This is a genomic window from Brevibacterium yomogidense (assembly GCF_016107685.1).
GTDB lineage: Bacteria > Actinomycetota > Actinomycetes > Actinomycetales > Brevibacteriaceae > Brevibacterium > Brevibacterium yomogidense.
In genome coordinates this window covers 363355-386901 of sequence record NZ_JABASY010000002.1, presented here as the reverse complement: position 1 = coordinate 386901, position 23547 = coordinate 363355, and the positions used below count along the sequence as shown (strand labels likewise).

The window sequence follows — 23547 nt, the reverse complement described above, 5'->3', positions numbered from 1 at the left end:
CGCACCCCCGCCGTCCTGCTCCCAGAAGAAAGATTCCGTCAGGCCATCCTGTCATTCACATCCGGCTCTGGGTCGTGAGATCCTGGCTCTCACCATGGACGACGTGAGGAAATACGTGAACGCAGGAGCGAATGACACGCCGCGGAACAACACCGTCGACCATCTGCGCGGTCGCTTCGGGGAGGTCGTGAGGAGCCCGGAGGTCACGACCGACGTGCTGCAGATCCTCAAGACGGTGGCCGCCGCCACACTGGCCTGGTGGCTCGCGGTGAACGTCCTCGATTCGGAGATGCCGTTCCTCGCGCCGTGGGTCGCCCTGCTGACCGTGTACCCGACGGTCTACCAGTCCCTGCGGCGCGGCGCCCAGACGACGGTCGCCTCGTGGGCGGGGGTGGGCGTCTCCTTCGTGATCGGACATTTCCTGGGGGTCGGGCTGTGGACCTTCGCCCTGGCCATCTTCGTCGGCATGGCCGCCTCCCGGATCCCGTGGATCCGTGACGAGGGCGTCGCGATCGCCACGACGGGGGTCTTCGTCCTGGGCGACGGCTTCTCCGAGCAGCAGCCCATGCTGCTCGACCGGATCGTCGAGGTGGCGGTGGGCGCCGCGGTCGGCCTCCTCATCAACCTCCTCCTCATCCCACCGCTGCGCGACAGGCAGGCCGCCCGCTACGTCGACCACATCAATCTGCGCATGGGCAGGGTCCTCGTCGACATGGCCGACGAACTCCAGGAGTCGTGGAACACCGACGACGCGGATACGTGGGCGACCGAGATCCAGTCGATGAAGGACGACCTCGGCACCGCGTGGCAGTCAGTCCGCACCGCGCGTGAGAGCCGGCGGGCGAACCCTCGGCTGCATGTGACGGGCAACAGGCGTGCACGGTCGAGGGACAGCGCTCGGGAGGTGGACTACGGTGAGATCCTCGGCCGAGTGGACGAGGGGATCTCCCACCTCCGCCATCTGGTCCGCACGCTCCGAGACGCCACGTATGCGGAGGGCGAGTGGGACACCTGGTTCCGGGAGAGGTGGGTGGGCATCGTCCGGGACGCAGGGCACGCGATCGCGAATCCGGACAGCACCGTCGAACCCATCGACGACCGCCTGGTGCAGCTCTCGACCGACCTGTCCGAGGACCGGGACCTGCCCCAGCACACGTGGCCGCTCTACGGCTCGCTCATCACGAGCATGAGGCACATCGCCCGCGTCGTCGACGACGTCGCCTCCGCCCGGGAAGCGCGCGAAGCCGGCACCACCGGCAGGTGAGGTGCAGGGAACGCGGGGCTCAGGCGGGCCTACCGGGTGGACCTGCTAGATCGACCTGCTCTTCAGACTCTCGACACAGTCCTCGACCACGCGACGCACCTCCAGCGGGACGGTGGAGCTCCCGATGACGCGGGCGGCCTCAGCCAAGTGATGTGTCACGAGGCCCACCGCGAACGTCCGTGACCCTGATTCGTCGAATGCTCTGCGGATCCGCGCGGCACCGGACTCGTCCACGTCGGGCTCTCCCAGGACTCCGGCGATCTCGTGCCAGCGAACCGAGCTGCGGAGGTGCGCGACGAGGACGGTCTGCTTCCCCTCCCGCAGATCGGAGAGGGCGTCCTTCCCATGGGCGACATGGCGACCGAACATCGTGAGGAGGTCGTCCTGCACTTGGAAGGCGACCCCCAGGTGGTTCCCGACCCGCACGAGCGTCTCATCGACCTCGGGCGCGGCGTCGGACAGCGCGGCAGCCAGTCGCAGAGGAAGAGAGAACGAATACGACGCCGTCTTGAGCGCCGTCATCGTCATGACGGTGTCGAGCTCCGCCGCGACGACGCCGTCGCTGAGTCCCACGTCGAGGTACTCCCCCGCGACGGTTTCCGTGATCGCCTCGTCGACGAGGTCGAGGACGCGGGCACGCGGGCCGGAGGGAAGGGGCAGCCGCGCGCAGTCCAGGACGGCGGCGGACAGGAGTACGTCGCCCATGAGGATCGCCGCACTGGTTCCCCAGTGCAGCGAGTCTCCGTCCGGCGCATCCGGGTGCTGGCCCCGGACCGTGCCGATGAGGTTCGGCCCGTGACGGCGGACGAGGTCGCCGTCGATCACGTCGTCGTGGAGGAGGAACGCGTAGTGGAGGACCTCGAGCACGGCGGCGAGGCGGTCCACCGACTCCTCCCCGATGCGACCCGACTTCCGGACGCCCTCTGACCCCCGAGTGTCACCCGACTCCTCGGCGGTGCAGAAGGCTTCGACGGCGTCGATGAAGAGGCGGGGACGCACGAGCTTCCCTCCCCGCGCATGCGTGGCCGCGAGGTCCCACAGATCGGCGAAACCGGCGTTCAGGGACGCGACCGCCGACGCCCGTTCCGCGAAGAACCGGTCGAGCGCCGCCTCGATGCGTGCGACCACGACGGGTTCCGTTCTCACCGTCATGCGTTCTCCCAGTCGGTCGTCATGCTCTCCCCCGGCCGATCGTCGTGCCCCCGCCGGGTGCACGCCGTCGACCCACGAGCGCTGAGACGGCGAGGACGGCCTTGCGTCGGGTCGGCACCCGGATCCGGGTGTGGGTGAGGCGGTGGGCGGGCGCCGCGTCGAGGGCGCGGGCCAGTTCCTCGAAGAGGTCGTGGGCCAGCCGGACGGCGGGCCGCACCTGCTTCGGCAGCAGGCCGATCGAGCCGCACGCGGTGTCGAGTTCGTCACGAATGTCTGCGACGATCGCGGCCTTCTGCGTGTCGGTGGGGGCGGAACGGCCGATACCGGGCAGGTAGGCGCGGTCGAGGTCGTCGCGGTCTTCCGCGAGATCACGGAGGAAGTTCACCTTCTGGAACGCAGAACCGAGGGCGCGGGCGCCGCGGAACAGCGCCTCGCGGCGTGCGGGACCGACCGGTGCGCCGTCGAGGAAGGCGAGCACACACATCTCACCGACCACTTCCGCTGAGCCGTGGACGTATGTGCGGAGGCTCACCTCGTCGTGGACGCACGGGTGGGCGTCGGCGCGCATCGAATCGAAGAACGGCTCCCACTGCGCGGGCCCGATGCCGGTGCTGCGCGCGGACCAAGCGAATGCATGCACGTAGGCATCGGTGGAGAAGCCACGACTATGGGCGTCACGGACACGTGCCTCGAGGTCGTCGAGTTCGCGGACCCGGTCTTCCGGTTCCGATGCGGGGAAGGCCCCGTCCACCACTTCGTCGGCGACGCGCACCAGTGAGTAGATGCTCGCGACATGGGTGCGGATCTCCGGCGGGAGCAGCCTGGTCGCCAGCGAGAAGCTGGTGGAGTACTCCTCGATCACACGGGCGGCGGCGGTCTGGCAGGTGCGTGTGTGGAGAGAGGAGCGCAGCATGATCGCCTTGAGAGGTAGTCGCGTGAGGGCCGTGGTGCTCGTCTGTTTCAGTGGTATAACAGTTACGTAAACTAACAGTTAAGGGCTCCAGGGGCAACCTTCCCTGCGAGAGAGAGGCCTTCTGCGTGAGCACCGCAGCCGACGACAACGAAACGTCCGAGTACTGGTTCGCCGGCGACGACGTCGACACCTCCGCCGTGGACGTGCTGAACCTCCTGCGCCGCTATCGGGAGGCTGAAGGCGCCATGCGGTCGCGCGTGCGCGACGAGATGGGCATGTCCGAGAAGGAGATCCTCACCCTGAGGTATCTGCTCGAGGCGCGCGCCAAGGGGGTCGTCGTCCGGCAGAAGGACATCGCCCTCGCCCTCGACATCACGAACGCGTCGGTGAGCAACCTGGTAGATCGCCTGGTGCGAGAAGGCTACGCGCGGCGGACCTCGCACCCGGAGGACCGGCGGTCGGTCGCCGTCGAAGCCACGGAGGACGGCGACCGTGAGGTGAAGCAGACGCTCAGGCACATGCACGATCGCATGTACGAGGTGGCCACATCGATGAGTGCCGACGACCGGTCGGTCGTCGCCCAGTTCCTCAGTCGCATGATCGACAGCATCTCGATCGACGACGACCCCGGCGAGACAGCCGCTGCGGATGCGTCCGGTCCGGTCGCCCCCGGAGGCTGATCACCCCGACGACCCCTCGATCGTCTCGACCGCCTCCCACACCGCCTCGGGCGAGGCGCGCCCCTCCATCGCCGCGCCCCTCCATCGCCGCGCGCACGTCGCGCGGCTCCGGGATGCAGGCGGGCGGCCCGGAGCGGACGAGGACCCGGCCCACCCGTCACCGGTCCGAGCGCATCACGCTGTGTGAATCACGGCTGGTGAGGTGGCTGCGGTGGGACGCCGCGCTGATTCTGCACCCACTGCTGCGCGCGGTTCGCGAGGTTGTCCGCCTGGGACATCGCTCCACCGGTGTTCTCTGCGGTGCCCTGCCTGCGCGAGGCGTGCTGTGCCACCCGCTCCTGGGCGCGCTGCTCCTGCTGCGCCGCCTGTCGTGCGCGTCGCGTCTCCGCGTCCGCGCTGCGGCGAGCATCCTCCTCCGCGCCTTCGATTCCACGATCGTTGGCCTGGGCGGAGAACAGGGTGTTGCGGATCTCGCCCATCATCTCGCCCATCCCGCCGGGGTTCGACGGCATGAAGAGGACGTTCGAGCGTCCGCTGCGGGACACCTCCTGCATCGCATCGAAGTACTGCGTCATCATGAGCAGCTGCTCAGCGGAATCGCTGATGCCCACTTCGCTGAGACGCTCGTACTGCACGGCGATGCCGTCCGCGATCGCCTTCCGCTGTGCGGCGACACCTTCACCGTGCAGACGCATCGCTTCCGCGTCCGCTTCCGCCTGGGTGACACGCTTGATCTTGTCTGCCTCTGCGAGCGACTGCGCCGCGACGCGGTCGCGCTGGGCGGCGTTGATCGAGTTCATCGAGTCGCGGACACGGGAGTCCGGCGAGATGTCCGTCACGAGCGTGTTGACGATGCGGAAGCCGTAGGCGGCCATCGACTGGGACAGACGCTGCTCGACGTTGTACGCGATGTCGTCCTTCGATTCGAAGGCGGAGTCGAGTGTGAGCGACGACAGTGCGGAGCGCACGGTGTCGAACACGTACGACCGGATCTGCTCCTCCGGGTTCGCCAGACGGTAGTACGCCTCGACGACACTGTCCTCGCCCACCACGTACTGGACGGCGACGGGGACGTTGACGAAGACGTTGTCCTTCGTCTTCGATTCGATGTCGACACCCAGCTGCTGGACACGCAGAGAGATCGGCTTGGTGGTCGTCTCGATGAAGGGCGCCTTGGTGTTGAGGCCCGGCCGCGCCACCTTCTTGAATTTGCCGAACCGTTCGACGATCACGTTCTCCTGTGTCCGCACGGTGAAGAAGATCGACGTGCGAAGACCGCCGAAGAGAAGTGCCGCGACGATGATGAGGGCGACGATGAGGACGATGGCCCCAACGCCCAACCCGAGTGCTGCTTCCATGACCAATGCTCCTCGTGGAGTGGGGTGCGCGTTCACTCCCAGCCTATAGGAGATGCACACCCCACCCCATGGGCATCAGCCCTCGGATCCGTCAGCCGTCGGTCTTCATCCCAGAGCTGCGACCGCTGCGTCGTAGTCCGGCTCCTCGCCGATCTCGGGGACGAGCTGGGTGTACACGACCGAACCCTGTGCGTCGAGGACGACGACAGCACGCGCCAGCAGTCCTTCAAGCGGCCCGTTCGTCTGCAGGAGGCCGTAGTCGGCGCCGAAGTCCGAACGGAACGCGGAGCCCATCGTCACCTTGTCGATGCCTTCGGCACCGCAGAAGCGTGCCTGTGCGAACGGGAGGTCCTTCGACACGCAGACCACCGTGGTGTTCTCCAGGCCCGCCGCGCGCTCGTTGAACGCTCGCACACTCGCGGCGCACACACCGGTGTCGACGCTCGGGAAGATGTTGAGCACGACGCGCTGGCCGGACAGCCCGGCGGACGTGAGGTCGGAGAGGTCGTGCCCTACGAGCGTGAAGGAGGGTGCGGTGTCACCGACGGCGGGAAGGTCGCCGCTGGTCTGGACGGGGGTTCCACGGAATGCGATATCAGCCATGCCGTCATCCTCACCCATGCCCAGGGCTCCGGCAACTGACTGCCCAGTCTGTGGACCGGGCCGTCTCTGGAGGAACGGAAGCGCACCCAGGTTAGGGCACACTAACTTCAGTGGGATAGGGTCGGAGGAGATGCCCACCCGCTATCGTTCTGAAAGGACACACATCTATGACGGACCGTCCGCGTCCCCCTCGCCCCCAGCACGTGATGGAGGTCGTCGAGCGCAGCCAGCTCTCGCCCTCGCTCGTGCGGCTCGTGGTCGGCGGTCCCGGATTCTCGACGTTCCCCACGCCCCCGAGCATCGATGCGTACGTGAAGATCGTGTTCGCGAAGCCGGAGCTGGGGCTGGAGCCCCCGTACGACCTCGCGCACCTGCGCGAGACCCTTCCCCGCGAGGACATCCCCGTCACCCGCACGTACACCGTGCGCGAGGTCGATGAGACCGCCGGGACACTCACCCTCGATTTCGTGGTCCACGGGGACGAGGGGCTCGCCGCGCCCTGGGCGCGCGACGCCCAGCCCGGCGACCCGATCGTCTTCATGGGCCCGGGCGGAACGTACAGCCCGGACCCCACTGCGGACTGGCACCTGCTCGCCGGCGACCTCTCGGCCCTGCCCGCGGTAGGCGCCGCGCTCGAGGCCCTGCCCGCAGACGCTCGCGGATACGCGTTCCTCGTCGTCGACGAGGACGGTGATCGGATCGACCTCACGGCACCGGCGGGCGTGGAGATCGTCTGGGCCGTCGGGTCGGAGGGCGGCGCGGCGACGGACCTGCTCGCGACGACGATGCAGTCACGCACGTGGCCGGACGGGCGCGTGCACGTCTTCGCGCATGGTGAGCGCGAGTCGATCAAGCGCGTGAGGGCCCTGCTCAAGGAGCGTGAGGTCCCGCGCGACCAGATCTCCATCTCCGGCTACTGGGCGTACGGGCGCAACGAGGACCGCTTCCAGTCGGAGAAGCGGGAGCCGGTCGGCAAGATCGACTGAGGACAAGATCGACTGAGGTCGGCACTCCGGGTCGGACGACTCACCCGCAGCCGGGCAGCTCCTCCGTCGACAGGACGGTGGCGCTCCCGCTGGCCCCCAGCGCGGATCCCACGAGGTCGCACGACGCGTTCAGGTACACGTGGCTCCCCACGGCGTTCTCCACGTCGACGGTCGTCACGAGCGCCCACCCGTCGGGCCGTGCCATCGCGTCGACGAGCGCGTCCACGTCCTCGTCGACCGGGATCGCCTCCTCCCCCGTCACGGCGGGGACACTCTCGACCGCGCCCATGGTCCCCCTCTCCTCGTTCTCGATGTCCTGCGTGACGCCGAGGACAGGGACCACGCCGTGACAGCCGATCGCATCCGCCCCGCCGTCGCTGCCGTCGCCGATCTCCTCGACGACCCGCTGATCCTCGTCACCGCCCGCGATCCCGCAGACGGGGGAATCCGCCCGCCAGAGGGGGACGACGGCCGCCGCCGGCTCCGGGAACGCACCGGAGGGCAGGTCACCGGTGAGCGAACGGTTCTCCAGCGTCACAGTCGAACGTGCGGTCACCGTGATCCCGCCGTCGGCCGGTTGGGCGTCGAACATGTTCGTCACTGCCGAGATCACGGCACTCTCCGTGTCGGACAGGCGGAGCGTCCCGCTCACACCCACCGCGTTCTCCGCGGCCTTCTGGTCTGCGGCCTCTGCCTGTGCCGAGGCGGTTGCGGACGCCGAGGCCGCTGCATCCGGATCCATCTCCGGCGCCTCGATCTCCAGTGGGGTCGGATCGCTGTCGAGTTCGGTGCCCTGCTGGCAGCCGACGACGGCGGCCAGTGCCGCGCAGATGGCGAGGCCGGGAAGGATGCGCTTCATGGTCCGAGAATACGACCTTCACCGAGCAGTGCGTCCACCGCGGTCCATGTGTGGCGGGACCGGTGCAGCGCATACGCGGGGTCCGCTGCGGTTGCGGCGCGCGCAGACCATACGGACCAGTTGGTGCACAGCCGCAGCAGGGCGAGTGGTCGGATGAGCGCGTGCTCGTCGTCGGTCAGCGCCCGGTGCTGCTCGTATCCTTCGACGACCGCAGCGATGCGGTCGAGGGGGTCCTCCGCCCGAAGCGTCGCGTAGGCCGCTGCGATCGCAGGATCCGCCACGAGCGGTGCCGAGTGCGCATCGTTGAAGTCGATGACTCCCACCAGTGCCATCGAGTCATTCCCTGCGACCACGACGTTGTCGTCGTGGAGGTCGTGGTGGACGACGCCCCAGGGGACCCTAGCCATACGGGAGGCGTGCTGGTGCTCGAAGTGGGCGGCGACCTCGGCGACGGCGCGGGTGCGCCCGTCCGTCGGCAGCCGGGCGAGGGCGGAACGGATCTCCCGGGTGCCGCGCTGTGCGAGCCACGCGTGCTCCGGCAGGTCCTCCGGCGGTTCCAGAGGGGCGAACGCGGCGGTGAGCTGCGCGGACACCCCGCCCAGCGCCACGTAGACGCCCCGCGGCACGTCGGTCCGCGCGGAGAGCAGGTCGCCCGCGATCCAGCTGACGAGCCGCACGCGGTAGGTCTCGCCGCCGTGCACGACCTCGATCCGAAGGTCACTCGACGTCGTGAGGAGGAGGTGCGGTGTCGCGACGCCCGGCACGGCCGCGGCAGCCGGCCCGCCTGCGACCCCCGACCCTGCGGCGGCCGCCAGGACCGTCTCCTGCCAGTCGAGCGCGACAGCAGGTGTGCGCGCGTCGCTCACCTTGATGAGCCAGGTCCCGCGCACGGGGTCGGTGATGCGGATGTTCCGGTCGTACTCGCCCTTGAAGATCCGCACGTCGAGGGGCTGCAGTCCGTACTCGCGTGAGACGGCCTCGAGGATCGTCGCCTGCAGCGCGTGCTCGCAGGCCATCGAGGTGTCATCCACCGGCGCCTACGTCCCCCAGCGACCCGCGGAGCGCGTCGACGAGTCGGTCGATCTCTGCGTCCGTGATGACCAGCGGCGGCCGGATCTTGAGGACCGCGTCGCCGGGGCCTGTGCGGCTCACGAGGACCCGCCGCGCGCGCATCGCCTCGACGAGCGCGGCCGCCAGCTCCCCTGCCCGCCTCTCGTCGCCACCGACCGCGGGCCGCAGGTCGATGCCCACCATGAGTCCGGCACGCCGCACCTCCGCCTCGATGCCCTCGGCGGCGAGGACCTCGGTGAGACCGCCGCCGAGGCGCCTGCCGGCTTCCGGCACCCTCTCACCGAACCCTCCGTCCCGCAGCGTCCGCAGCACGGTGTGCGCCGCAGCCAGGGGTGCGGGGGTGCCGGCGAAGGTGTTGAAGTACCGCTGGGAGGCACCGAAGTCGCTGAAGACGACGCGGGGGCCGGCGACCGCGGCGACGGGCATCCCGCCACCCATGGGCTTGCCGAAGGTCACGAGGTCGGGTGCGACGCCCAGCGCTTCGAAGCCCCACCAGGCGCCGGTGCGGTAGAAGCCGGCCTGGACCTCGTCCGCGATGAAGAGGCCGCCCGCGTCGTGGACGGCGTCGATGACGGCGGGGAGTCGGACGTGCTCGCCGGCGACGATCCCCTCGGACGTCATCGTCGTGTCGAGGACGAGGGCCGCGGTCCCGTGGCCTCGGCGATCCAGTTCCGCCGCCGCGGCACGGACACGGGCTGCCAGCTGCGCTTCGAAGTCCGGGGCGGACGCGGACGGGATGTCGACGGGGACGACGTGGTCGCGCGGTGCGGGGCTGAGGCTGGGCGAGATGGCGGCGGTGGCGCTCGTCGTGCCGTGGTAGGCCCGCCGCGCCACGATCACGCCCGTCGCCATCGACGTGTACGCGGCCACTTGGAGGGCCAGGTCGTTCGCCTCCGAACCGGAGCACGTGAACACGACGTCCTCGATGTGCTGCGGCAGGAGCGCGAGCAGGTCCGCGGCGTAGTCGTCGACGTGCTCGTCGACGTAGCGGGTGTGGGTGTTCACCCGCAGCAGCTCCGCATGGACAGCGGCCGCGATGCCGGGGTGCGAGTGGCCGAGCACGGGAACGTTGTTGTACGCGTCCAGGTGGTCGACGCCGTGGACGTCCGTGATCGTGCAGCCGTGCGCTGAGGCCACGCGGATCGGTTCGGCGTAGAACGTGCGGTAGGTGCCCGCCCGGCGCGGGAGTGCGTCATCGCTCATGGGACCAGTCTGTCACCCCGCACCGGAGGACCCCGGGCGGCCTTCACCGCAGGATCTGGGACAGTCTCCGCTGGGAGGCGAGCAGGATGTCCGCGACGGACTCGGCACCGATCTCCTCGAGTCGCGCTGCAGGCAGGGACACGGAGATCGCCGCCCGCAGTTCGCCCGTCCCCCCGAACACGACGATGCCCACGCCGCCCACCTCGTCGCGCCATTCGCCGTAGTTGATCGCGTACCCGCGCGTGATCGCGGCGGTCACGTGCCTCTCCACCTCCTCCCGGTCGAAGTCCGACTGGCCCGCTTCCGCATCGAGGATGCGTGCCCGCTGATCGGCCGGCATGGCTGCGAGCATGGCGCGTCCGGAGGCGGTGCTGTGGAACGGCACCCGGGTGCCGAGCGCCAGATAGGTGCGGATCGCGTTCACGCCGTCCGCACGGGACACGACCACCTGGGCGTCCGCGTCGCGCACGAGCAGGTGGACGGTCTCCCCCACCGTCTCCCGGATCGTGTTGAGCTCACCCTGGACGAGCGTCGCGAGGTCACCGGCGGGTGCTGAACGCATCCCCATGAGCAGCGATTTGTTCGTGAGCGACCATTCGGAGCGGCCGTCGGAGCTGGGCAGGAGCCATCCGACCTCCTGCAGCGTGAGGAGGCAACGCAGGACCGTCGTCTTCGCCAGCCCGGTGAGCCGGGCGGTCTCCGACAGTCCGACGGGCTGGTTCCCGGCGACGGCCTCCAGCACGGAGAAGGCGTTGAGGACGCTCTGGATCGGCTGGGACATGAGGGGCGGGCTCCGATCGGTTTGACGTGGACGGCGACGAGACCTAGATTACCTAAGGAATGGACCGCCGGTCCACTCTGCGGACCGCACGAGTGGTTCCGCTCGCATATCGAGAGCCTCACCGTTCGAAGGAGCGTCGCTCACGTGATATCGCACGAGCCCCTCCCCGCGGGCGCCGCCGTGACCGAACGACTCGTCGACATCGCGACGGGGTGGGCCCCTCCCGCACCGGCCGATGCTGCCCGCGCCGCAGGCATCGCGTTCGCCGACACCGTCGGCTGCGCTCTCGCAGGCACCCCCGATCCCGCCGTGACCGCGTACAGTCGTGCGACTGGCCATGCCCCCTTCGACACCTCTTCTCCCCCTGCCGATGCCGCGCGCGCCACCGGGCTCGCGGCCCACGCCCTCGACTACGACGACGTCGACGACGCGACGATCAGCCACCCGTCCGCCGTGATGGTCCCCGCCCTGTTGGCGGTCGGTGCTGCACGCGGCGCGTCCGGCGCCGAGGTCGTCACCGCCTTCCACCGTGGGCTCGCGGTCGGCCGCACCCTGGGTGCGGAGCTGGGTGTCCGTCCGCATTACGAGGCCGGTTGGCACACCACCAGCACTCTCGGCACCGTGGCGGCGACGGCCGCTGTCGGATCGCTCCTGGGCGCAGACGCCCCGCAGATGCGCGCCGCGCTGGGCATCGCGGGCTCCCTGGCGCAGGGCAGCCGCCAGAACTTCGGATCGATGACGAAGCCGCTGCACGCGGGCCAGGCCGCGCACAGCGCGGTGCTCGCGGCGACCCTCGCGGAGCAGGGCTTCACAGCGGACGATGACCTGCTCGACGGCCCCCTCGGCTTCCTCGCGCTCCACCGCGGGCCCGCTGCTTCACAGCCGAGCACGGGCGCGGGCGGCCCGCCGGACGCGGGCGACGCGGGTCTCGCAGTGCCGTTCCTCAACGTGAAGCTCTACCCGTGCTGCTACTACACGCACGCCGCCGCGGACGCCGCCCGCGAGGTCCGGGAGGACCTGCTCACCGCCGGCGTCGACCCCGCGGCGCTCTCGTCCGGCGCGCTCGCATCCGTCCACGTCACGGTCCAGCCGGGAGGGCTGGCGCCGCTCATCCACCCCCGACCGGTCGACGGCACGCAGGCGAAGTTCAGCATGGAGTTCGTCCTCGCCGCGATGCTCACTGACGGAGAGGTCACCCTGTCAGCGTTCACCGCCGAGGCCGTCGCCCGTCCCGACCTCCGTCACCTCCTCACGCGGGTCACCGCGACCGAGGCCGAGGTCCCGCCCCTGGGATCCCCCACCTGGAACGCGGGGTACGCCGTTGTCGTCGCGACCACCGACGACGGTCGCACCGTGAACCGCCGCGTCGATCGACCGCGCGGACACGCGACGCACCCGGTCGACGAAGCGACTCTGCGGACGAAGTTCGACGACTGCCTGGCCGAAGCGGGGATCCCGTCGGCCGGTGAGTCGGACGCTCTGTTCCACGCTCTCGTGTCGATCGCCGATCAGGGCTCGATCACCGACGTCGCGACACTCATCGCCGACGTCCTCGCCACACGCACACCGGCCACAGCCACCCCGAACACCGGCACACCAGAGGGAGCGACCCGATGAGCTCCACGACCTCAGCGGCGACCACCGGCCCCGCAGCGGGGTCGCCCCAGCCGACCACCACCTCGGCGGCGGAGGGGTTGCGCCGTCCCCTCGACGGCATCGTCGTCGTGGCCCTCGAGCAGGCGGTCGCGGCCCCGTTCGCGTCGCGCCAGCTCGCGGACCTGGGGGCGCGCGTCATCAAGGTGGAGCGTCCCGGTGGCGGCGATTTCGCCCGCGCGTACGACGAGCACGTCGACGGCACCTCGTCAGCATTCCTGTGGCTGGGGCGCGGCAAGGAGTCCGTGGTGCTCGACCTCAAGGACGACGAAGGGCGAGCCCGGCTGGAGCAGCTGCTGCAGCGGGCGGACGTCTTCCTCCAGAACCTGTCCCCGGCCGCCGCACGCCGGGCCGGACTGGACCCCGACGCGGTGCAGGAGAGGCACCCCCACCTCATCGCATGCGGGATCTCCGGCTACGGCGAGGACGGGCCGATGGCGACCGCGAAGGCCTACGACCTGCTGGTGCAGGGAGAGTCCGGCCTCATCGACCTCACCGGCGACGGCGACGTGCAGGCAAAGGTCGGCACCTCCATCGCGGACATCGCCGCCGGTACCTACGCGTACTCGTCGATCCTCGCCGCCCTGCACCACCGCCTGCGGTTCTGCGAAGCGCTGCCGGTGAAGATCTCGATGCTCGAAGCGCTGGCCGAATGGGTGAGCTACCCCTTCCACTACGCCGTCCACTCGGGAGCCGCGCCCCTGCGACGCGGCACCTCCCACGCGACCATCGCCCCCTACGGCGCGTTCGCGACCGGAGACGGCGGGCGGATCCTCTTCGCGGTGCAGAACGACCGGGAATGGCGCAGGCTGTGCGACACCGTGCTGGGCGATCCCGCACTCGCGGACGACCCGCTCTACGTCGACCAGCCCAGCCGGGTCGCCCACGCGAACGCACTCGAGGCCCTCATCGAGGACCGCCTGTCCGCCTTCACCACCGAGGAGGCCCGGGAGCTGCTCGAGCAGGCGGATATCGCAGTCGCCCGCCTCAACAGCATCAGCGCACTGAGGGACCACGAACAGCTGCGCGCCCGCGACCGCTGGATCGACACCCCTCACCCGGGCGGCACCGCAGAGACCCTCCGACCCCCGTGGACGGTCCCCGGCACCGGAGACGACTTCGGAGCGGTGCCCGCGCTGGGCGAGCACACCACCTCGGTCCTCAGCTGGCTGGACGATACCTCAGGTGGTTCGACGAGTCCGCCCCCGACCCCTGACCACTCGCGGACCTCACTCCGCCGTCACACCGCCCCGACCCGACCCTGATCCCGAACCTCGCCCCACACTGCCCCCTCTCGTCCCGACCCCTACCCCGATCCCGCACAGCGAAGGAGCCGCCCCCATGAGCATCAACACGTACGAGGAGACCGAGACCCGCAAGGACCTGCGCGGGCTCGTCGACCAGATCTGCAAGGACTTCCCGGACACCTACTGGCAGCAGGTCGACGCGGAGGACGCCTACCCGGAGGCCTTCGTCCAGGCGCTCACCGGCACCGGCGCACTGGGTGCCCTCATCCCCGAGGAGTACGGCGGTCTGGGCCTGGGCCTGGGTGACGGGTCGGCGATCCTCGAGCAGATCAACTACAACGGCGCGAACTCCGGAGCCGTCCACGCGCAGCTCTACACGATGAATGCTGTCCTGCACCACGGCAGCGACGAGCAGAAGAAGCAGTACCTGCCGAAGATCGCCTCCGGCGAGCTGCGCCTCCAGGCGTTCGGCGTGACCGAACCGGGTGCGGGAACGGACACGACGAGCCTCACGACCACCGCGGTCCGCGACGGCGACGAGTACGTCGTCAACGGCCAGAAGGTCTTCATCTCCCGCGTCCAGCAGTCCGACCTCATGCTGCTCCTGGCCCGCACCACGCCGCTCGACCAGGTGAAGAAGAAGTCTGAAGGCCTGTCGATGTTCCTCATCGACATCCGCGACCTGCCCGGCCTCACGGTGCGCCCCATCAAGACGATGATCAACCACTCCACGACGGAGCTGTTCTTCGACGACATGCGCATCCCCGCGTCCTCGCTGATCGGTGAGGAGGGGAAGGGCTTCAAGTACATACTCACCGGCATGAACGCGGAACGCATCCTCATCGCGAGCGAATGCATCGGCGACGGCAACTGGTTCACCGACCGCGCGGTCGAGTACTCGAAGGAGCGCGTCGTCTTCAACCGGCCGATCGGCGCGAACCAGGGGATCCAGTTCCCCATCGCCCGCGCCCACGTCCAGCTCGAGGCGGCCGACCTCATGCGCTGGAAGGCCGCCGACCTCTTCGACGCGGGCAAGCCGTGCGGGGCCGAGGCCAACATGGCGAAGATGCTCGCGTCCGAGGCCTCCTGGCAGGCTGCCGACACGTGTCTGCAGACCCACGGCGGCTTCGGGATGACGCAGGAATACAATATCGAGCGGAAGTTCCGTGAGACGCGCCTCTACCAGATCGCGCCGATCTCCACGAACCTCATCCTGTCGTTCGTCGGCCAGCACGTCCTGGGCATGCCCCGGTCGTTCTGACACCGGACTCCGACACCCCGCGCCGGTGCTCCGACACCGGCGTGCTCGCACCAGCACGCACGGGTGGGCCCCCATCCCCGGGTCCATCCGTGCGCACGGCACCCTCGCTCGGGCCATCCCTCCGAGCGCGGAGAACGTCGAGGCTTCGACGCCTCGCAGCCTGACATCGCACCACTCCCCTTCCATGAGGAATCCGGTCCCATGACACCGATCACGTTCCCGCCGGGAGCGGCCCGCATCGGCGGAGCACCCGCGCGCGGGCCGCTCAGCCGCCGGTCGCTGCTGACCCTGGCGGCGGCAGCACCCCTGCTGGCGACGGGCGGCTGCGCCCCCGGCGCATCCGAGAACGGGCTCCGCCCCGACGGAGCCCTGCGCGTCGCCACCTACATCACCCCCGGCTACACCGACCTCTACCCCGGCATCCAGAGATTCAACGACGTGCTGAACACCGAACTGGGCGACGACATCGTCGACTTCTTCGATTCCGGCGCCCTCCTGAACGCGGAGCAGCTGGTCCCCGGCATGCTGCGCGGCGTCACGGACGTGGGCTTCCAGACGTCCAGCTACGTCTCTGCGAGCTTCCCGATCCTGGGCGCCGCGGAGCTTCCGTTCGTCAACGACGGCTTCGAGCAGATGCGCCGCGCACTCGCGCCCGACTCCCCACTCATGGAGCTCATCGACAAGGGGCTGCGCCCCCAGGGGATGACGAGCATCGGTGCGATGCCGTGCACCGAGCAGTGGCTCTTCACCGTCGACCGCCCGGTGACCGAACCCGGCGATCTGCGGGGACTCCGCATCCGCACGGCCGGCCACGTCGAGGGCGAGATGGTGAAGGCCCTGGGCGGTGCCCCCGTCTCCATGTCGTCCGCAGAGCTGTACGAGGCGCTGGAGCGCGGCACCATCGACGGGATGGTGTCCTACCTCGGCACGATCGTCTCCCGCGGTCTGGAGACCGTCGTGAAGTATGGGACCCGCGCCCACTTCGGCGCCTACAGCGTCGACGCCTACGCGAACACGGCGTGGTTCGACGACACCTCGCCCGCCGTCCAGGGGGCGCTCCACGACGCCGGCGCCATCTACGCCCAGGAGGGCACCGACATCCAGTTCCAGGTGTACGAGGACGACTACCTCCCGCTGGTCGAGGACTCCCCCATGGAGATCGTCGACCTCGACGACCACGAGGTCGACGCGTTCCGTGAGGCCACCAGCGAGGTCGTCGACTGGTGGATCGACAAGGTCGGCGACACCGAACTCGCCGAACGCGCACTGCAGTACGTGAAGGAGGCATGATGCTCAGCACCTTCACCACTCTGCGCAGGGTGACTCAGGCACTGCGCATGGCATCGGCGTTCGTCGTCCTGGCCGTCATGCTCATCACCGGCTACGACGTCCTCATGCGATACGTCTTCGCGCAGCCGCTCGAATGGTCGATCACGATCTCCATGGTGGGGCTCGTCGCGATCGTCATGCTCACCGTGCCGGACCTCGAGGCGGAGGACGGCCACATCGGCATGGACCTCTTCTACCGCGGATTCGGCCCCCGGCAGACCGCCATCGCCGACGTCATCACGCTCGTCGCGACGTTCGTATTCTGCGGCGTGTCCGGCACCGCAGCGGCCCTCACCTCCGTCCACTTCCTCACGGCGGGGATGCGGACAGCGGGGACCTTCAACATGCCCATCTGGATCGGGTACGCGCTCGTGGCCCTGGGACTGCTCCTGGCGGCGGTCATGACGCTCCTGCGCTTCATCCTCAAGCGGCAGGGAGGCGACGATGCTTGACGTCCTCGCCGTGAGCACGGCCATCGTGCTGCTGCTGGTCCTCGTCTACCTCCGCACGCCGATCTTCATCGCGCTCGGATCGTCCGGACTGCTGGGGCTCCTCCTGCTCGAGGGCCCGCGCGGCATCGAGCAGATCCCCATCGCGTTCGTGAGCCAGCTGGAGAGCTACGCGCTCGTCGCAGCCCCCATGTACATCCTCATGGGTGAGATCCTCGCAGTGGGCGGGCTGGGGCGTGCGATCTTCCGCTTCGCACACACATGGCTGGGTCGACTGCCGGGCGGCCTGGGTGTCACGGCAGTGGGCTCCTCGACCGTCTTCGGGGCGCTGTCCGGTGTGAGCCTCTCCGCCGTCACCGTCGTGGGCCGCATGTCCGTGCCGGAGATGCTCGATCGCGGCTACCGTCCGAGCTTCGCGACCGGTGCCGTCGTGGCGTCCGGCGCGCTGGCGATGCTCATCCCGCCCAGCCTCATGTTCATCCTGTACTCGTCGGTCTCCGGTGTGAGCATCGGTGCGCTGTTCGCAGGCGGCATCGTCCCCGGCCTCCTGCTGGCGACGCTCATGGCGCTGTTCGTCATCACGATGGCATCCCTCAAGCCGGAGCTCGCTCCCCGGGCGGACGAGGGCATCACGTGGAAGGACCGCACCGATGCGCTGGTGAAGGTGGCGCCCGCGCTCATCCTCATCATCATCGTGCTGGGCTCGATCTACACCGGCATCGCGACCGCGACGGAGGCCGCCGCGATCGGCGCGATCGGCGCCTTCCTGGTCGTCGGCATCTTCGATCGGGCGCTCAGCTGGGCGAACATCAAGAAGATCCTCGTGCACACGACGCAGATCTCCGGTTCGCTGCTCATCATCGTGGGCTCCGCTTTCGTGTTCACCCAGATGCTGGTGGTCGTGCGTGCCGCCGAGGCGCTCACCTCCTTCGTGAGCGAGCTGACGATCCCGCCGTCGGTCATCGTCATCATCCTGCTGGTCATCGTCATGGCACTGGGCTGCCTCATCGACGCAGCCTCGCTCATGCTGGTCATCACGCCGATCCTCCTGCCGATCCTCACGGCTCTGGGGTACGACCCGCTGTGGGTGGGTGTCATCCTCGTCGTGACGCTGGAGACCGCGGTCATCACCCCGCCGGTCGGGCTGAACCTGTACGCGATGAAGTCGGTGGTCCCGCAGGTGGACATCGGCTCGATCATCCGAGGTGCCCTGCCGTACCTCGCGATCGAGTTCGGCCTGGTCGTCCTCATGGTGTTCGTGCCGGAGATCGCCACATGGTTCCCGTCCATCACGGCGACGTAGGAAGACCGTCGCAGCGGCGTAGAACGGACCGGTCTCTGCCGGAGACGGCACAGACCTGAGACACACAGTCCGAAGATCCAGAGCACTGAGGGGCAGCGGGATTCCCGCTGCCCCTCAGTCGCGCTGGAACACCCGTGCCAGCGCGTCGACCGTGGCGACGACGCCCGGCTGCTCGTCGAGCTCCGACCGGGTGAGCGCGACGATCCTCCGCGCACCGCACGCACTGGCCGGGACGCGTTCCACCGGTACCGGTGCAAGTGCCAGCATCGTGTCGGTCGCGAGGCTGAGCCCGACCTCCGCGGCGACGAGTGCGAGCGTCACCGCGCTGTCGACGACGATGTGCGTCTCCCGCGCAGCGATGCCCCGCTCCGCGAGGGCGAACCGCACCGCCCGCCCGAACCGGGACTCCCCCGGCGGCAGGATCCACGATGCTTCCCCCAGCCGCTCGACGTCGGCCACCTGACCAGCGCCAGGCGCATCACCCTCACCGCAGGCCCGCACGATGTGGAACGCCTCCTCCCGCAGCACACGCATCCGCACACCGCGCTGGGGTGCCAGTGGTGAGGACGGGTAGTCGATGCCGATCCCCACGTCGATCCGCCCGGAGACCACCGCATCCTGCATGTGCTCGACGTCGACCTCGCGCGCACGCAGTTCGACGTCGGAGTGGGCGAGCAGCCTCTTCGCGGGTGCGATCGCGACGACGGATGCCGAGCCGAACACCCCGACCGTCACCGGCAGGCGCCCGGTCGGCTGGCCCCCGGCGACGACCTCGGCGGCCTGGGCCTCCGCCGCGAGCAGCGTGCGGATGCGGGGCAGGAGGGCGATGCCGGCCTCGGTGAGTGCGACTCGGCGCCCCGTGGGGGCCAGCAGTCGCACGCCGACGGTGCGCTGGAGCGCGGTCATGTGCTGGCTCACCGCTCCCGGCGTATAGCCCAGCACGCGTGCAGCAGCGGTCATCGTCCCGAGTTCCGCGACCGCGGAGAAAGTGCGCAGCTGCGCGAGAGTCCACTGCATGAGGCTCCTTTGCCGTTCAGCTTCACTAATGGATGCTGTCACGTTCTGTCGCTTGTGTGAAGGGTGCGGCGCGGCGAGACTGAGAGGGACAGGAGATCCACTTCACACTCCGCAATGGGGCTGACGAGTGAGGGGGTACGTGTGGATATTCCACGGACTGCGGACGCCGTCGTCATCGGCGGCGGGATCATGGGCCTCGCCAGTGCCTACGAACTGGCGAAGGAGGGCAAGAGCGTCCTCGTGGTCGAACGATCCGACCTGGGATCGGGGTCGACGTCGAAGGCCGCCGGCGGACTGCGCAGCCAGTTCTCCGACGAGGCGAACATCCGTCTGGGAGCGCGCAGCCTCGAGACCTTCGCGTGGCTGCAGGAGGAGCGCGGTCACGCACTCGACCTGCTGCGCACCGGCTACCTGTTCCTTCTGAGCGAGGAGGAGGACGTCACGCGCTTCGAGCGCGACGTCGCCCTGCAGAACTCGCTGGGCCTGCGCACGCGGATGCTCACCGTCGCCGAGGCGTGCGAGCTGTCGCCAGTCGTCTCCCCCGACGGCCTGGTCGCCGCGGTCTTCAATCCCGACGATGCGCATTGCACGCCCGAGGCGGCGGTCGCCGCGTTCGCCTGTGAGGCTCGGCGGGCGGGTGCCGTCATCGCGACGAAGGCCGAGGCGACGGACATCGAGGTCGTGGACGGCCGGGTCACCGCAGTGACGGTGGTGAGGGGTACGACGACGCGTGTCGAGACGAGCCATGTCATCTGCGCCGCGGGTGTGTGGTCTGCGTCAGTCGGCAGGATGGTGGGCGTCGACCTGCCCATCCGTCCTCTCAAGCGGCACGTGGCTGTCACGGAGCCGGTCGACTTCGATGCGCGCGCCATTCCGTTCACGATCGACTTCTCATCGTCCTTCTACTTCCATTCGGAGGGCGACGGGCTCCTCATGGGTGCTCCGGAGAAGGAGGACACGTGGGAGTTCGACGTGCACAGGGACCCTGCCTGGCTGGAGCACCTGTGCGATCTCATCGAGACGCGCGCTCCGCAGCTGTCGGACGTCGAGGTCCGTGCCGGGTGGGCGGGCCTCTACGAGGTGACACCGGATCACAACGCGCTGATCGGCAGTTCGCAGGAGGTGGAGGGCTTCCACTACGCGTGCGGGTTCTCCGGTCACGGCTTCCTCCAGGGGCCGGCCGTGGGCGAGGTGATGCGGGACCTGGTCCTTGGCCGCACCCCGTTCGTCGACGTGAGCGGTCTGAGTCTCGATCGGTTCGCTGCCGGCGACCTCCGCAAGGAGCTCACGATCGTCTAGACCGCGAATGCACACGGGTCATCCGGGTAACACAGACAAGAAGCCTCACACACGAGAAGGAGACACAATGACGCAATCCACGCAGACGCTTCCCACACACGACGAGATCCGTGAACTCACCCGGTCCGGCCTGGCCGGCTGCGGACTGGACCTCGACGCGATCGCGGCCGGGACCTCGGCGACGGGGGTCCACCTGCGCAGCCCGATCACGGGGCAGGAGCTGGGCTGGGCGACGGCGGACACGGCTGAGACCGCGCAGGACAAGATCGGGCGGGCGCAGGCCGCGTTCCAGGAGTGGCGGGCCGTCCCGGCACCGGTGCGCGGGAGGGTCGTCCAGCGGTGGGGGCAGCTGCTCGAGGAGCACAAGACCGATCTTGCCGCGCTCGTGACGGTCGAGGCGGGGAAGACCCCGTCCGAGGCCGCCGGTGAGGTGCAGGAGATGATCGACATCTGCGAACTGGCCGTCGGTCAGTCGCGGCAGCTGTTCGGCAAGACGCTGCCCAGCGAACGGCCCGATCACCGGCTCATGGAGACCTGGCACCCACTGGGTGTCGTCGGCATCATCTCCGCCTTCAACTTCCCCGTCGCCCCGTACGCGTGGAACACGGCTCTTGCGATCGTCTGCGGCGACCCGGTCGTCTGGAAGCCGTCCGAGCTGGCACTGCTGTCCGCGCTGGGAGCCGACGCGCTGCTCACGCGCGCGTTCGAGGAGTGTGGGCAGTCGACGGATGTGAACCATGTGCTGGTCGGCGGTCGTGAGGTGGGCGAGGTGCTCCTCGACGACCCGCGCGTGGACCTCGTGTCCGCGACCGGTTCGGTGCGGATGGGCCGCGAAGTGGGGCCGCGTGTCGCGGCACGGTTCGGGCGGACCCTCCTGGAGCTGGGCGGGAACAACGCGGCGATCGTCGCGCCGAGCGCGGACGAGGACCTCGCCCTGCGCGGTGTGGTCTTCGCTGCCGCGGGCACCGCGGGCCAGCGGTGCACCACGCTGAGGCGGCTGTTCGTCCACTCCTCGATCGCCGACGGCTTCGTGGAGCGGGTGGTCGCGGCCTACCGGACGCTCACGATCGGTGACCCGTCCGGTGACGGCGTGCTGGTGGGCCCGCTGATCGGCCGGGGTGCGTACGACGCGATGCAGTCGGCACTCGAGGCCGCGGTCGCTCAGGGCGGCGAGGTCCTGTGCGGTGGTGGCCGCGTCCTCGAGGCCGAGGCGCCGGACGCCTACTACGTGGAACCCGCGGTCGTGCGCATGCCCGGGCAGACGGAGATCGTCCACGAGGAGACCTTCGCCCCGATCCTGTACGTCGTGGACTACGACGACTTCGACGAGGCGATCAGACTGAACAACGCGGTGCCGCAGGGACTGTCATCCGCCGTCTTCACCTCCGACCTGAACGAGGCGGAGCGGTTCCTCGCCGGGTCCGACACCGGCATCGCGAACGTGAACATCGGGACCTCCGGCGCGGAGATCGGTGGCGCCTTCGGCGGGAACAAGGAGACCGGCGGCGGCCGCGAATCCGGCACGGACTCCTGGCAGGCCTACATGCGGCAGGCCACCAACACGGTCAACTTCTCCGGCGAGCTGCCCTTGGCGCAGGGGGTCGAGTTCCTGTGAGGTGCCGAGTCCCTGCGAGATGAGGGGCTGGCCTTGCCATCACGTGAAGCGGCTGGCGGGGTGGTGTGAGGTGAGGTATCGGCCTGACGATATGTGACAGGCCCACCGCCACCCCGCCAGCCGCGTGATAGCTCTGGTCCATGACTGTGTTCGCGAATGGCCTCACCGCAATCGAACCGACTGACGCGGAACGCACCGCACTCCGTGACCTCGCGGAGTTCCCCCTGTACTCCGCGATCGCGGGCAGACGATCACGGCGATTCCCCGTCGGCGGGTCGATCCCCAGTGGTCCGCTCGCGTTCACGAGCCGCCGCGAAGCACGGCCGCTGACGGACCTGCAGCGTGCACTCGTGCTCGCCACCGTGACCGGACAGACGGGATGGCACGACGCGATCTCCCACCACCCCGGGTATGCGCCGCAATTCCCGAATTACAGCGGTTCAGCGATCGGCCGGACGTTCCCCTCCGCCGCCGGATTCCACACGACGCAGTTCTTCTTCACGGACGATTCCGGCACGTACTACCTGCCGACCCGCGACGACCAATTGGACGTTCAGCTCAGCGCTGATTCGTTTGCGAGCAGCGACGGACTCGCGGACGCGCTCAACGCCCTGCTCGCCCGCGCAGTCCGGATCAGTGGGGACCGCATCCATCTTCCCCGCGAGCAGCCGTACTTCGAGGGACACAACACGTGGATCGGCAATCACCCCGGCTCGTTGCTGGTCATCCCCGTGGCAGACCTCGCTCAGCAGACGCTCCTCAACATCGCGTTCTTCGCTCAGAACGGGTATGGGATCTACGACGATGTCAACGATCGTCCGATCCCCGGGCTCGAGCGGTACTCTCAGCGTCTGGCTCACCACGACGACCCGCAGCCGCTGAGCTTCGTCGAGCAGTACTCACTCGCCGAAGCAAGCGCCGAGCTCATGTCGTCTACATATGCCGGACATCTGGGGCTCGGTGCGATCGGCCTCGGCGGGTGGAGCTTCGACGGGATCGACCGTCTGTCCATGCTCGGGGCGTCGGGAGATCCTGCCGTGCCCGGACTGGGGTTCCGGTTCGACGAGGACGAACGCTGGTCGCTGCCCAACCCCACAGGACGTGCGGGGGTCTTCGAATCCTTCACGCGCCCTCATTTCGGGTCGATGCGCGCGGTCGTCGAAGCTCTTGCAGAACGCAAGTTCGGAGCAGGCGGGCCATTCAACCCTGACACGGACGGACCGTGGAAGGATTCCTCCGGTGTACGCGGTGCCGCAGCACCCTTCGACGAAGAGATGATCGATCTACTGACGCTGCAGGCCGACTACATCGACGACACGTTCGGGAAGTTCCCCGGCACGGTCCCGTCGGTCTGGATCATGAACTACCTGCAGGCCCAGCACCTCGACACCGACTTCTACGACGCGCTGTACACCCCCGGCGCCTACCTGCCGACACACGCGGAGGAGCAGCGCCGCTGGGAAAGCTGAGACTCTTTCCCGGGCGGTCGTGCCGCGCTTCGTCA

21 protein-coding genes are annotated in these 23547 nt (G+C 69.1%); 12 read left to right on the top strand and 9 right to left on the bottom strand.

Annotated elements, in window-relative coordinates; translation table 11 throughout:
* Positions 1-103: 103 nt before the first annotated feature.
* Positions 104-1264, top strand: a complete 1161-nt coding sequence (locus tag JFC09_RS06080; protein WP_332839671.1) for an FUSC family protein — start codon at positions 104-106, stop codon at positions 1262-1264.
* A 45-nt stretch (positions 1265-1309) separates the two neighbouring features.
* Here JFC09_RS06080 and JFC09_RS06075 read toward each other — a convergent pair whose 3' ends face one another.
* The gene (locus JFC09_RS06075; protein ID WP_198393100.1) at positions 1310-2416 is read right to left on the bottom strand and encodes a polyprenyl synthetase family protein; all 1107 of its coding nucleotides are present in this window, start codon (positions 2414-2416) and stop codon (positions 1310-1312) included.
* 19 nt (positions 2417-2435) lie between these two features.
* The gene (locus JFC09_RS06070; protein WP_198393099.1) at positions 2436-3329 is read right to left on the bottom strand and encodes a phytoene/squalene synthase family protein; all 894 of its coding nucleotides are present in this window, start codon (positions 3327-3329) and stop codon (positions 2436-2438) included.
* A gap of 125 nt (positions 3330-3454) precedes the next feature.
* Between JFC09_RS06070 and JFC09_RS06065 the strand changes: the two genes are divergently transcribed.
* Positions 3455-4009 (top strand): MarR family winged helix-turn-helix transcriptional regulator, encoded by a 555-nt coding sequence (locus JFC09_RS06065; protein ID WP_332839670.1) that lies wholly within the window; start codon positions 3455-3457, stop codon positions 4007-4009.
* Positions 4010-4197: 188 nt separating this feature from the next.
* Here the strand turns inward: JFC09_RS06065 and JFC09_RS06060 are convergent, their stop codons facing one another.
* Both JFC09_RS06060 and tpx read right to left on the bottom strand, forming a co-directional pair.
* The gene (locus JFC09_RS06060) at positions 4198-5367 is read right to left on the bottom strand and encodes an SPFH domain-containing protein (protein WP_198393098.1); all 1170 of its coding nucleotides are present in this window, start codon (positions 5365-5367) and stop codon (positions 4198-4200) included.
* A 105-nt stretch (positions 5368-5472) separates the two neighbouring features.
* Positions 5473-5970: a thiol peroxidase gene (gene tpx / locus JFC09_RS06055; protein WP_198393097.1), complete on the bottom strand. Its 498-nt coding sequence runs from the start codon at positions 5968-5970 to the stop codon at positions 5473-5475.
* Between the two features lie 167 nt (positions 5971-6137).
* On the opposite strand from tpx, the gene JFC09_RS06050 reads away from it, so the two are divergent.
* Positions 6138-6956: a siderophore-interacting protein gene (locus tag JFC09_RS06050; RefSeq protein WP_198393096.1), complete on the top strand. Its 819-nt coding sequence runs from the start codon at positions 6138-6140 to the stop codon at positions 6954-6956.
* Between the two features lie 40 nt (positions 6957-6996).
* Here the strand turns inward: JFC09_RS06050 and JFC09_RS06045 are convergent, their stop codons facing one another.
* From JFC09_RS06045 to JFC09_RS06030, 4 genes are read right to left on the bottom strand one after another with little or no spacing between them, the layout of a single operon-like run.
* The gene (locus tag JFC09_RS06045; RefSeq protein WP_198393095.1) at positions 6997-7815 is read right to left on the bottom strand and encodes a hypothetical protein; all 819 of its coding nucleotides are present in this window, start codon (positions 7813-7815) and stop codon (positions 6997-6999) included.
* Positions 7812-8846 (bottom strand): phosphotransferase, encoded by a 1035-nt coding sequence (locus JFC09_RS06040; RefSeq protein WP_198393094.1) that lies wholly within the window; start codon positions 8844-8846, stop codon positions 7812-7814. Before JFC09_RS06040 ends, JFC09_RS06045 begins: the two co-directional genes overlap by 4 nt.
* Positions 8839-10089, bottom strand: a complete 1251-nt coding sequence (locus tag JFC09_RS06035) for an aspartate aminotransferase family protein (protein WP_198393093.1) — start codon at positions 10087-10089, stop codon at positions 8839-8841. The genes JFC09_RS06040 and JFC09_RS06035 overlap by 8 nt, the downstream gene beginning before the upstream one ends.
* A gap of 43 nt (positions 10090-10132) precedes the next feature.
* A complete protein-coding gene (locus tag JFC09_RS06030) occupies positions 10133-10870 on the bottom strand; it encodes an IclR family transcriptional regulator (protein ID WP_198393092.1) in 738 nt (245 codons plus the stop codon).
* Positions 10871-11014: 144 nt separating this feature from the next.
* Between JFC09_RS06030 and JFC09_RS06025 the strand changes: the two genes are divergently transcribed.
* From JFC09_RS06025 to JFC09_RS06000, 6 genes are all read left to right on the top strand, one after another.
* Entirely contained in the window at positions 11015-12487 is a 1473-nt protein-coding gene (locus JFC09_RS06025) for an MmgE/PrpD family protein (RefSeq protein WP_198393091.1), read from the top strand.
* Positions 12484-13788, top strand: coding sequence for a CaiB/BaiF CoA transferase family protein (locus JFC09_RS06020; RefSeq protein WP_198393090.1), 1305 nt, complete (start codon positions 12484-12486; stop codon positions 13786-13788). Before JFC09_RS06025 ends, JFC09_RS06020 begins: the two co-directional genes overlap by 4 nt.
* A gap of 76 nt (positions 13789-13864) precedes the next feature.
* Positions 13865-15031, top strand: a complete 1167-nt coding sequence (locus JFC09_RS06015; RefSeq protein ID WP_198393089.1) for an acyl-CoA dehydrogenase family protein — start codon at positions 13865-13867, stop codon at positions 15029-15031.
* Positions 15032-15232: 201 nt separating this feature from the next.
* On the top strand, positions 15233-16321 hold the full coding sequence (locus tag JFC09_RS06010; protein ID WP_232483211.1) for a TRAP transporter substrate-binding protein: 1089 nt from the start codon (positions 15233-15235) through the stop codon (positions 16319-16321).
* Positions 16318-16812: a TRAP transporter small permease subunit gene (locus tag JFC09_RS06005; protein WP_232483210.1), complete on the top strand. Its 495-nt coding sequence runs from the start codon at positions 16318-16320 to the stop codon at positions 16810-16812. The genes JFC09_RS06010 and JFC09_RS06005 overlap by 4 nt, the downstream gene beginning before the upstream one ends.
* Entirely contained in the window at positions 16805-18112 is a 1308-nt protein-coding gene (locus JFC09_RS06000) for a TRAP transporter large permease (protein WP_198393088.1), read from the top strand. Before JFC09_RS06005 ends, JFC09_RS06000 begins: the two co-directional genes overlap by 8 nt.
* Before the next feature lie 114 nt (positions 18113-18226).
* Here JFC09_RS06000 and JFC09_RS05995 read toward each other — a convergent pair whose 3' ends face one another.
* On the bottom strand, positions 18227-19129 hold the full coding sequence (locus JFC09_RS05995) for a LysR family transcriptional regulator (RefSeq protein ID WP_198393087.1): 903 nt from the start codon (positions 19127-19129) through the stop codon (positions 18227-18229).
* Positions 19130-19270: 141 nt separating this feature from the next.
* Between JFC09_RS05995 and JFC09_RS05990 the strand changes: the two genes are divergently transcribed.
* From JFC09_RS05990 to JFC09_RS05980, 3 genes are all read left to right on the top strand, one after another.
* On the top strand, positions 19271-20428 hold the full coding sequence (locus tag JFC09_RS05990) for an NAD(P)/FAD-dependent oxidoreductase (protein ID WP_332839669.1): 1158 nt from the start codon (positions 19271-19273) through the stop codon (positions 20426-20428).
* A gap of 67 nt (positions 20429-20495) precedes the next feature.
* Entirely contained in the window at positions 20496-22043 is a 1548-nt protein-coding gene (gene amaB, locus JFC09_RS05985; protein ID WP_198393085.1) for an L-piperidine-6-carboxylate dehydrogenase, read from the top strand.
* Positions 22044-22183: 140 nt separating this feature from the next.
* Positions 22184-23512 carry a hypothetical protein gene (locus tag JFC09_RS05980; RefSeq protein ID WP_198393084.1) on the top strand — a complete coding sequence of 443 codons (1329 nt, stop codon included), beginning with the start codon at positions 22184-22186 and terminating at the stop codon, positions 23510-23512.
* The last annotated feature ends 35 nt before the right edge of the window (positions 23513-23547 follow it).

Coding starts and splice junctions, on each gene's coding strand:
- JFC09_RS06075 (WP_198393100.1), bottom strand. CDS start 2,416: ATGACGGTGAGAACGGAACCCGTCGTGGTCGCACGCATCGAGGCGGCG.
- JFC09_RS06070 (WP_198393099.1), bottom strand. CDS start 3,329: ATGCTGCGCTCCTCTCTCCACACACGCACCTGCCAGACCGCCGCCGCC.
- JFC09_RS06060 (WP_198393098.1), bottom strand. CDS start 5,367: ATGGAAGCAGCACTCGGGTTGGGCGTTGGGGCCATCGTCCTCATCGTC.
- tpx (WP_198393097.1), bottom strand. CDS start 5,970: ATGGCTGATATCGCATTCCGTGGAACCCCCGTCCAGACCAGCGGCGAC.
- JFC09_RS06050 (WP_198393096.1), top strand. CDS start 6,138: ATGACGGACCGTCCGCGTCCCCCTCGCCCCCAGCACGTGATGGAGGTC.
- JFC09_RS06045 (WP_198393095.1), bottom strand. CDS start 7,815: ATGAAGCGCATCCTTCCCGGCCTCGCCATCTGCGCGGCACTGGCCGCC.
- JFC09_RS06035 (WP_198393093.1), bottom strand. CDS start 10,089: ATGAGCGATGACGCACTCCCGCGCCGGGCGGGCACCTACCGCACGTTC.
- JFC09_RS06030 (WP_198393092.1), bottom strand. CDS start 10,870: ATGTCCCAGCCGATCCAGAGCGTCCTCAACGCCTTCTCCGTGCTGGAG.
- JFC09_RS06020 (WP_198393090.1), top strand. CDS start 12,484: ATGAGCTCCACGACCTCAGCGGCGACCACCGGCCCCGCAGCGGGGTCG.
- JFC09_RS06015 (WP_198393089.1), top strand. CDS start 13,865: ATGAGCATCAACACGTACGAGGAGACCGAGACCCGCAAGGACCTGCGC.
- JFC09_RS06010 (WP_232483211.1), top strand. CDS start 15,233: ATGACACCGATCACGTTCCCGCCGGGAGCGGCCCGCATCGGCGGAGCA.
- JFC09_RS06005 (WP_232483210.1), top strand. CDS start 16,318: ATGATGCTCAGCACCTTCACCACTCTGCGCAGGGTGACTCAGGCACTG.
- JFC09_RS06000 (WP_198393088.1), top strand. CDS start 16,805: ATGCTTGACGTCCTCGCCGTGAGCACGGCCATCGTGCTGCTGCTGGTC.
- JFC09_RS05995 (WP_198393087.1), bottom strand. CDS start 19,129: ATGCAGTGGACTCTCGCGCAGCTGCGCACTTTCTCCGCGGTCGCGGAA.
- amaB (WP_198393085.1), top strand. CDS start 20,496: ATGACGCAATCCACGCAGACGCTTCCCACACACGACGAGATCCGTGAA.
- JFC09_RS05980 (WP_198393084.1), top strand. CDS start 22,184: ATGACTGTGTTCGCGAATGGCCTCACCGCAATCGAACCGACTGACGCG.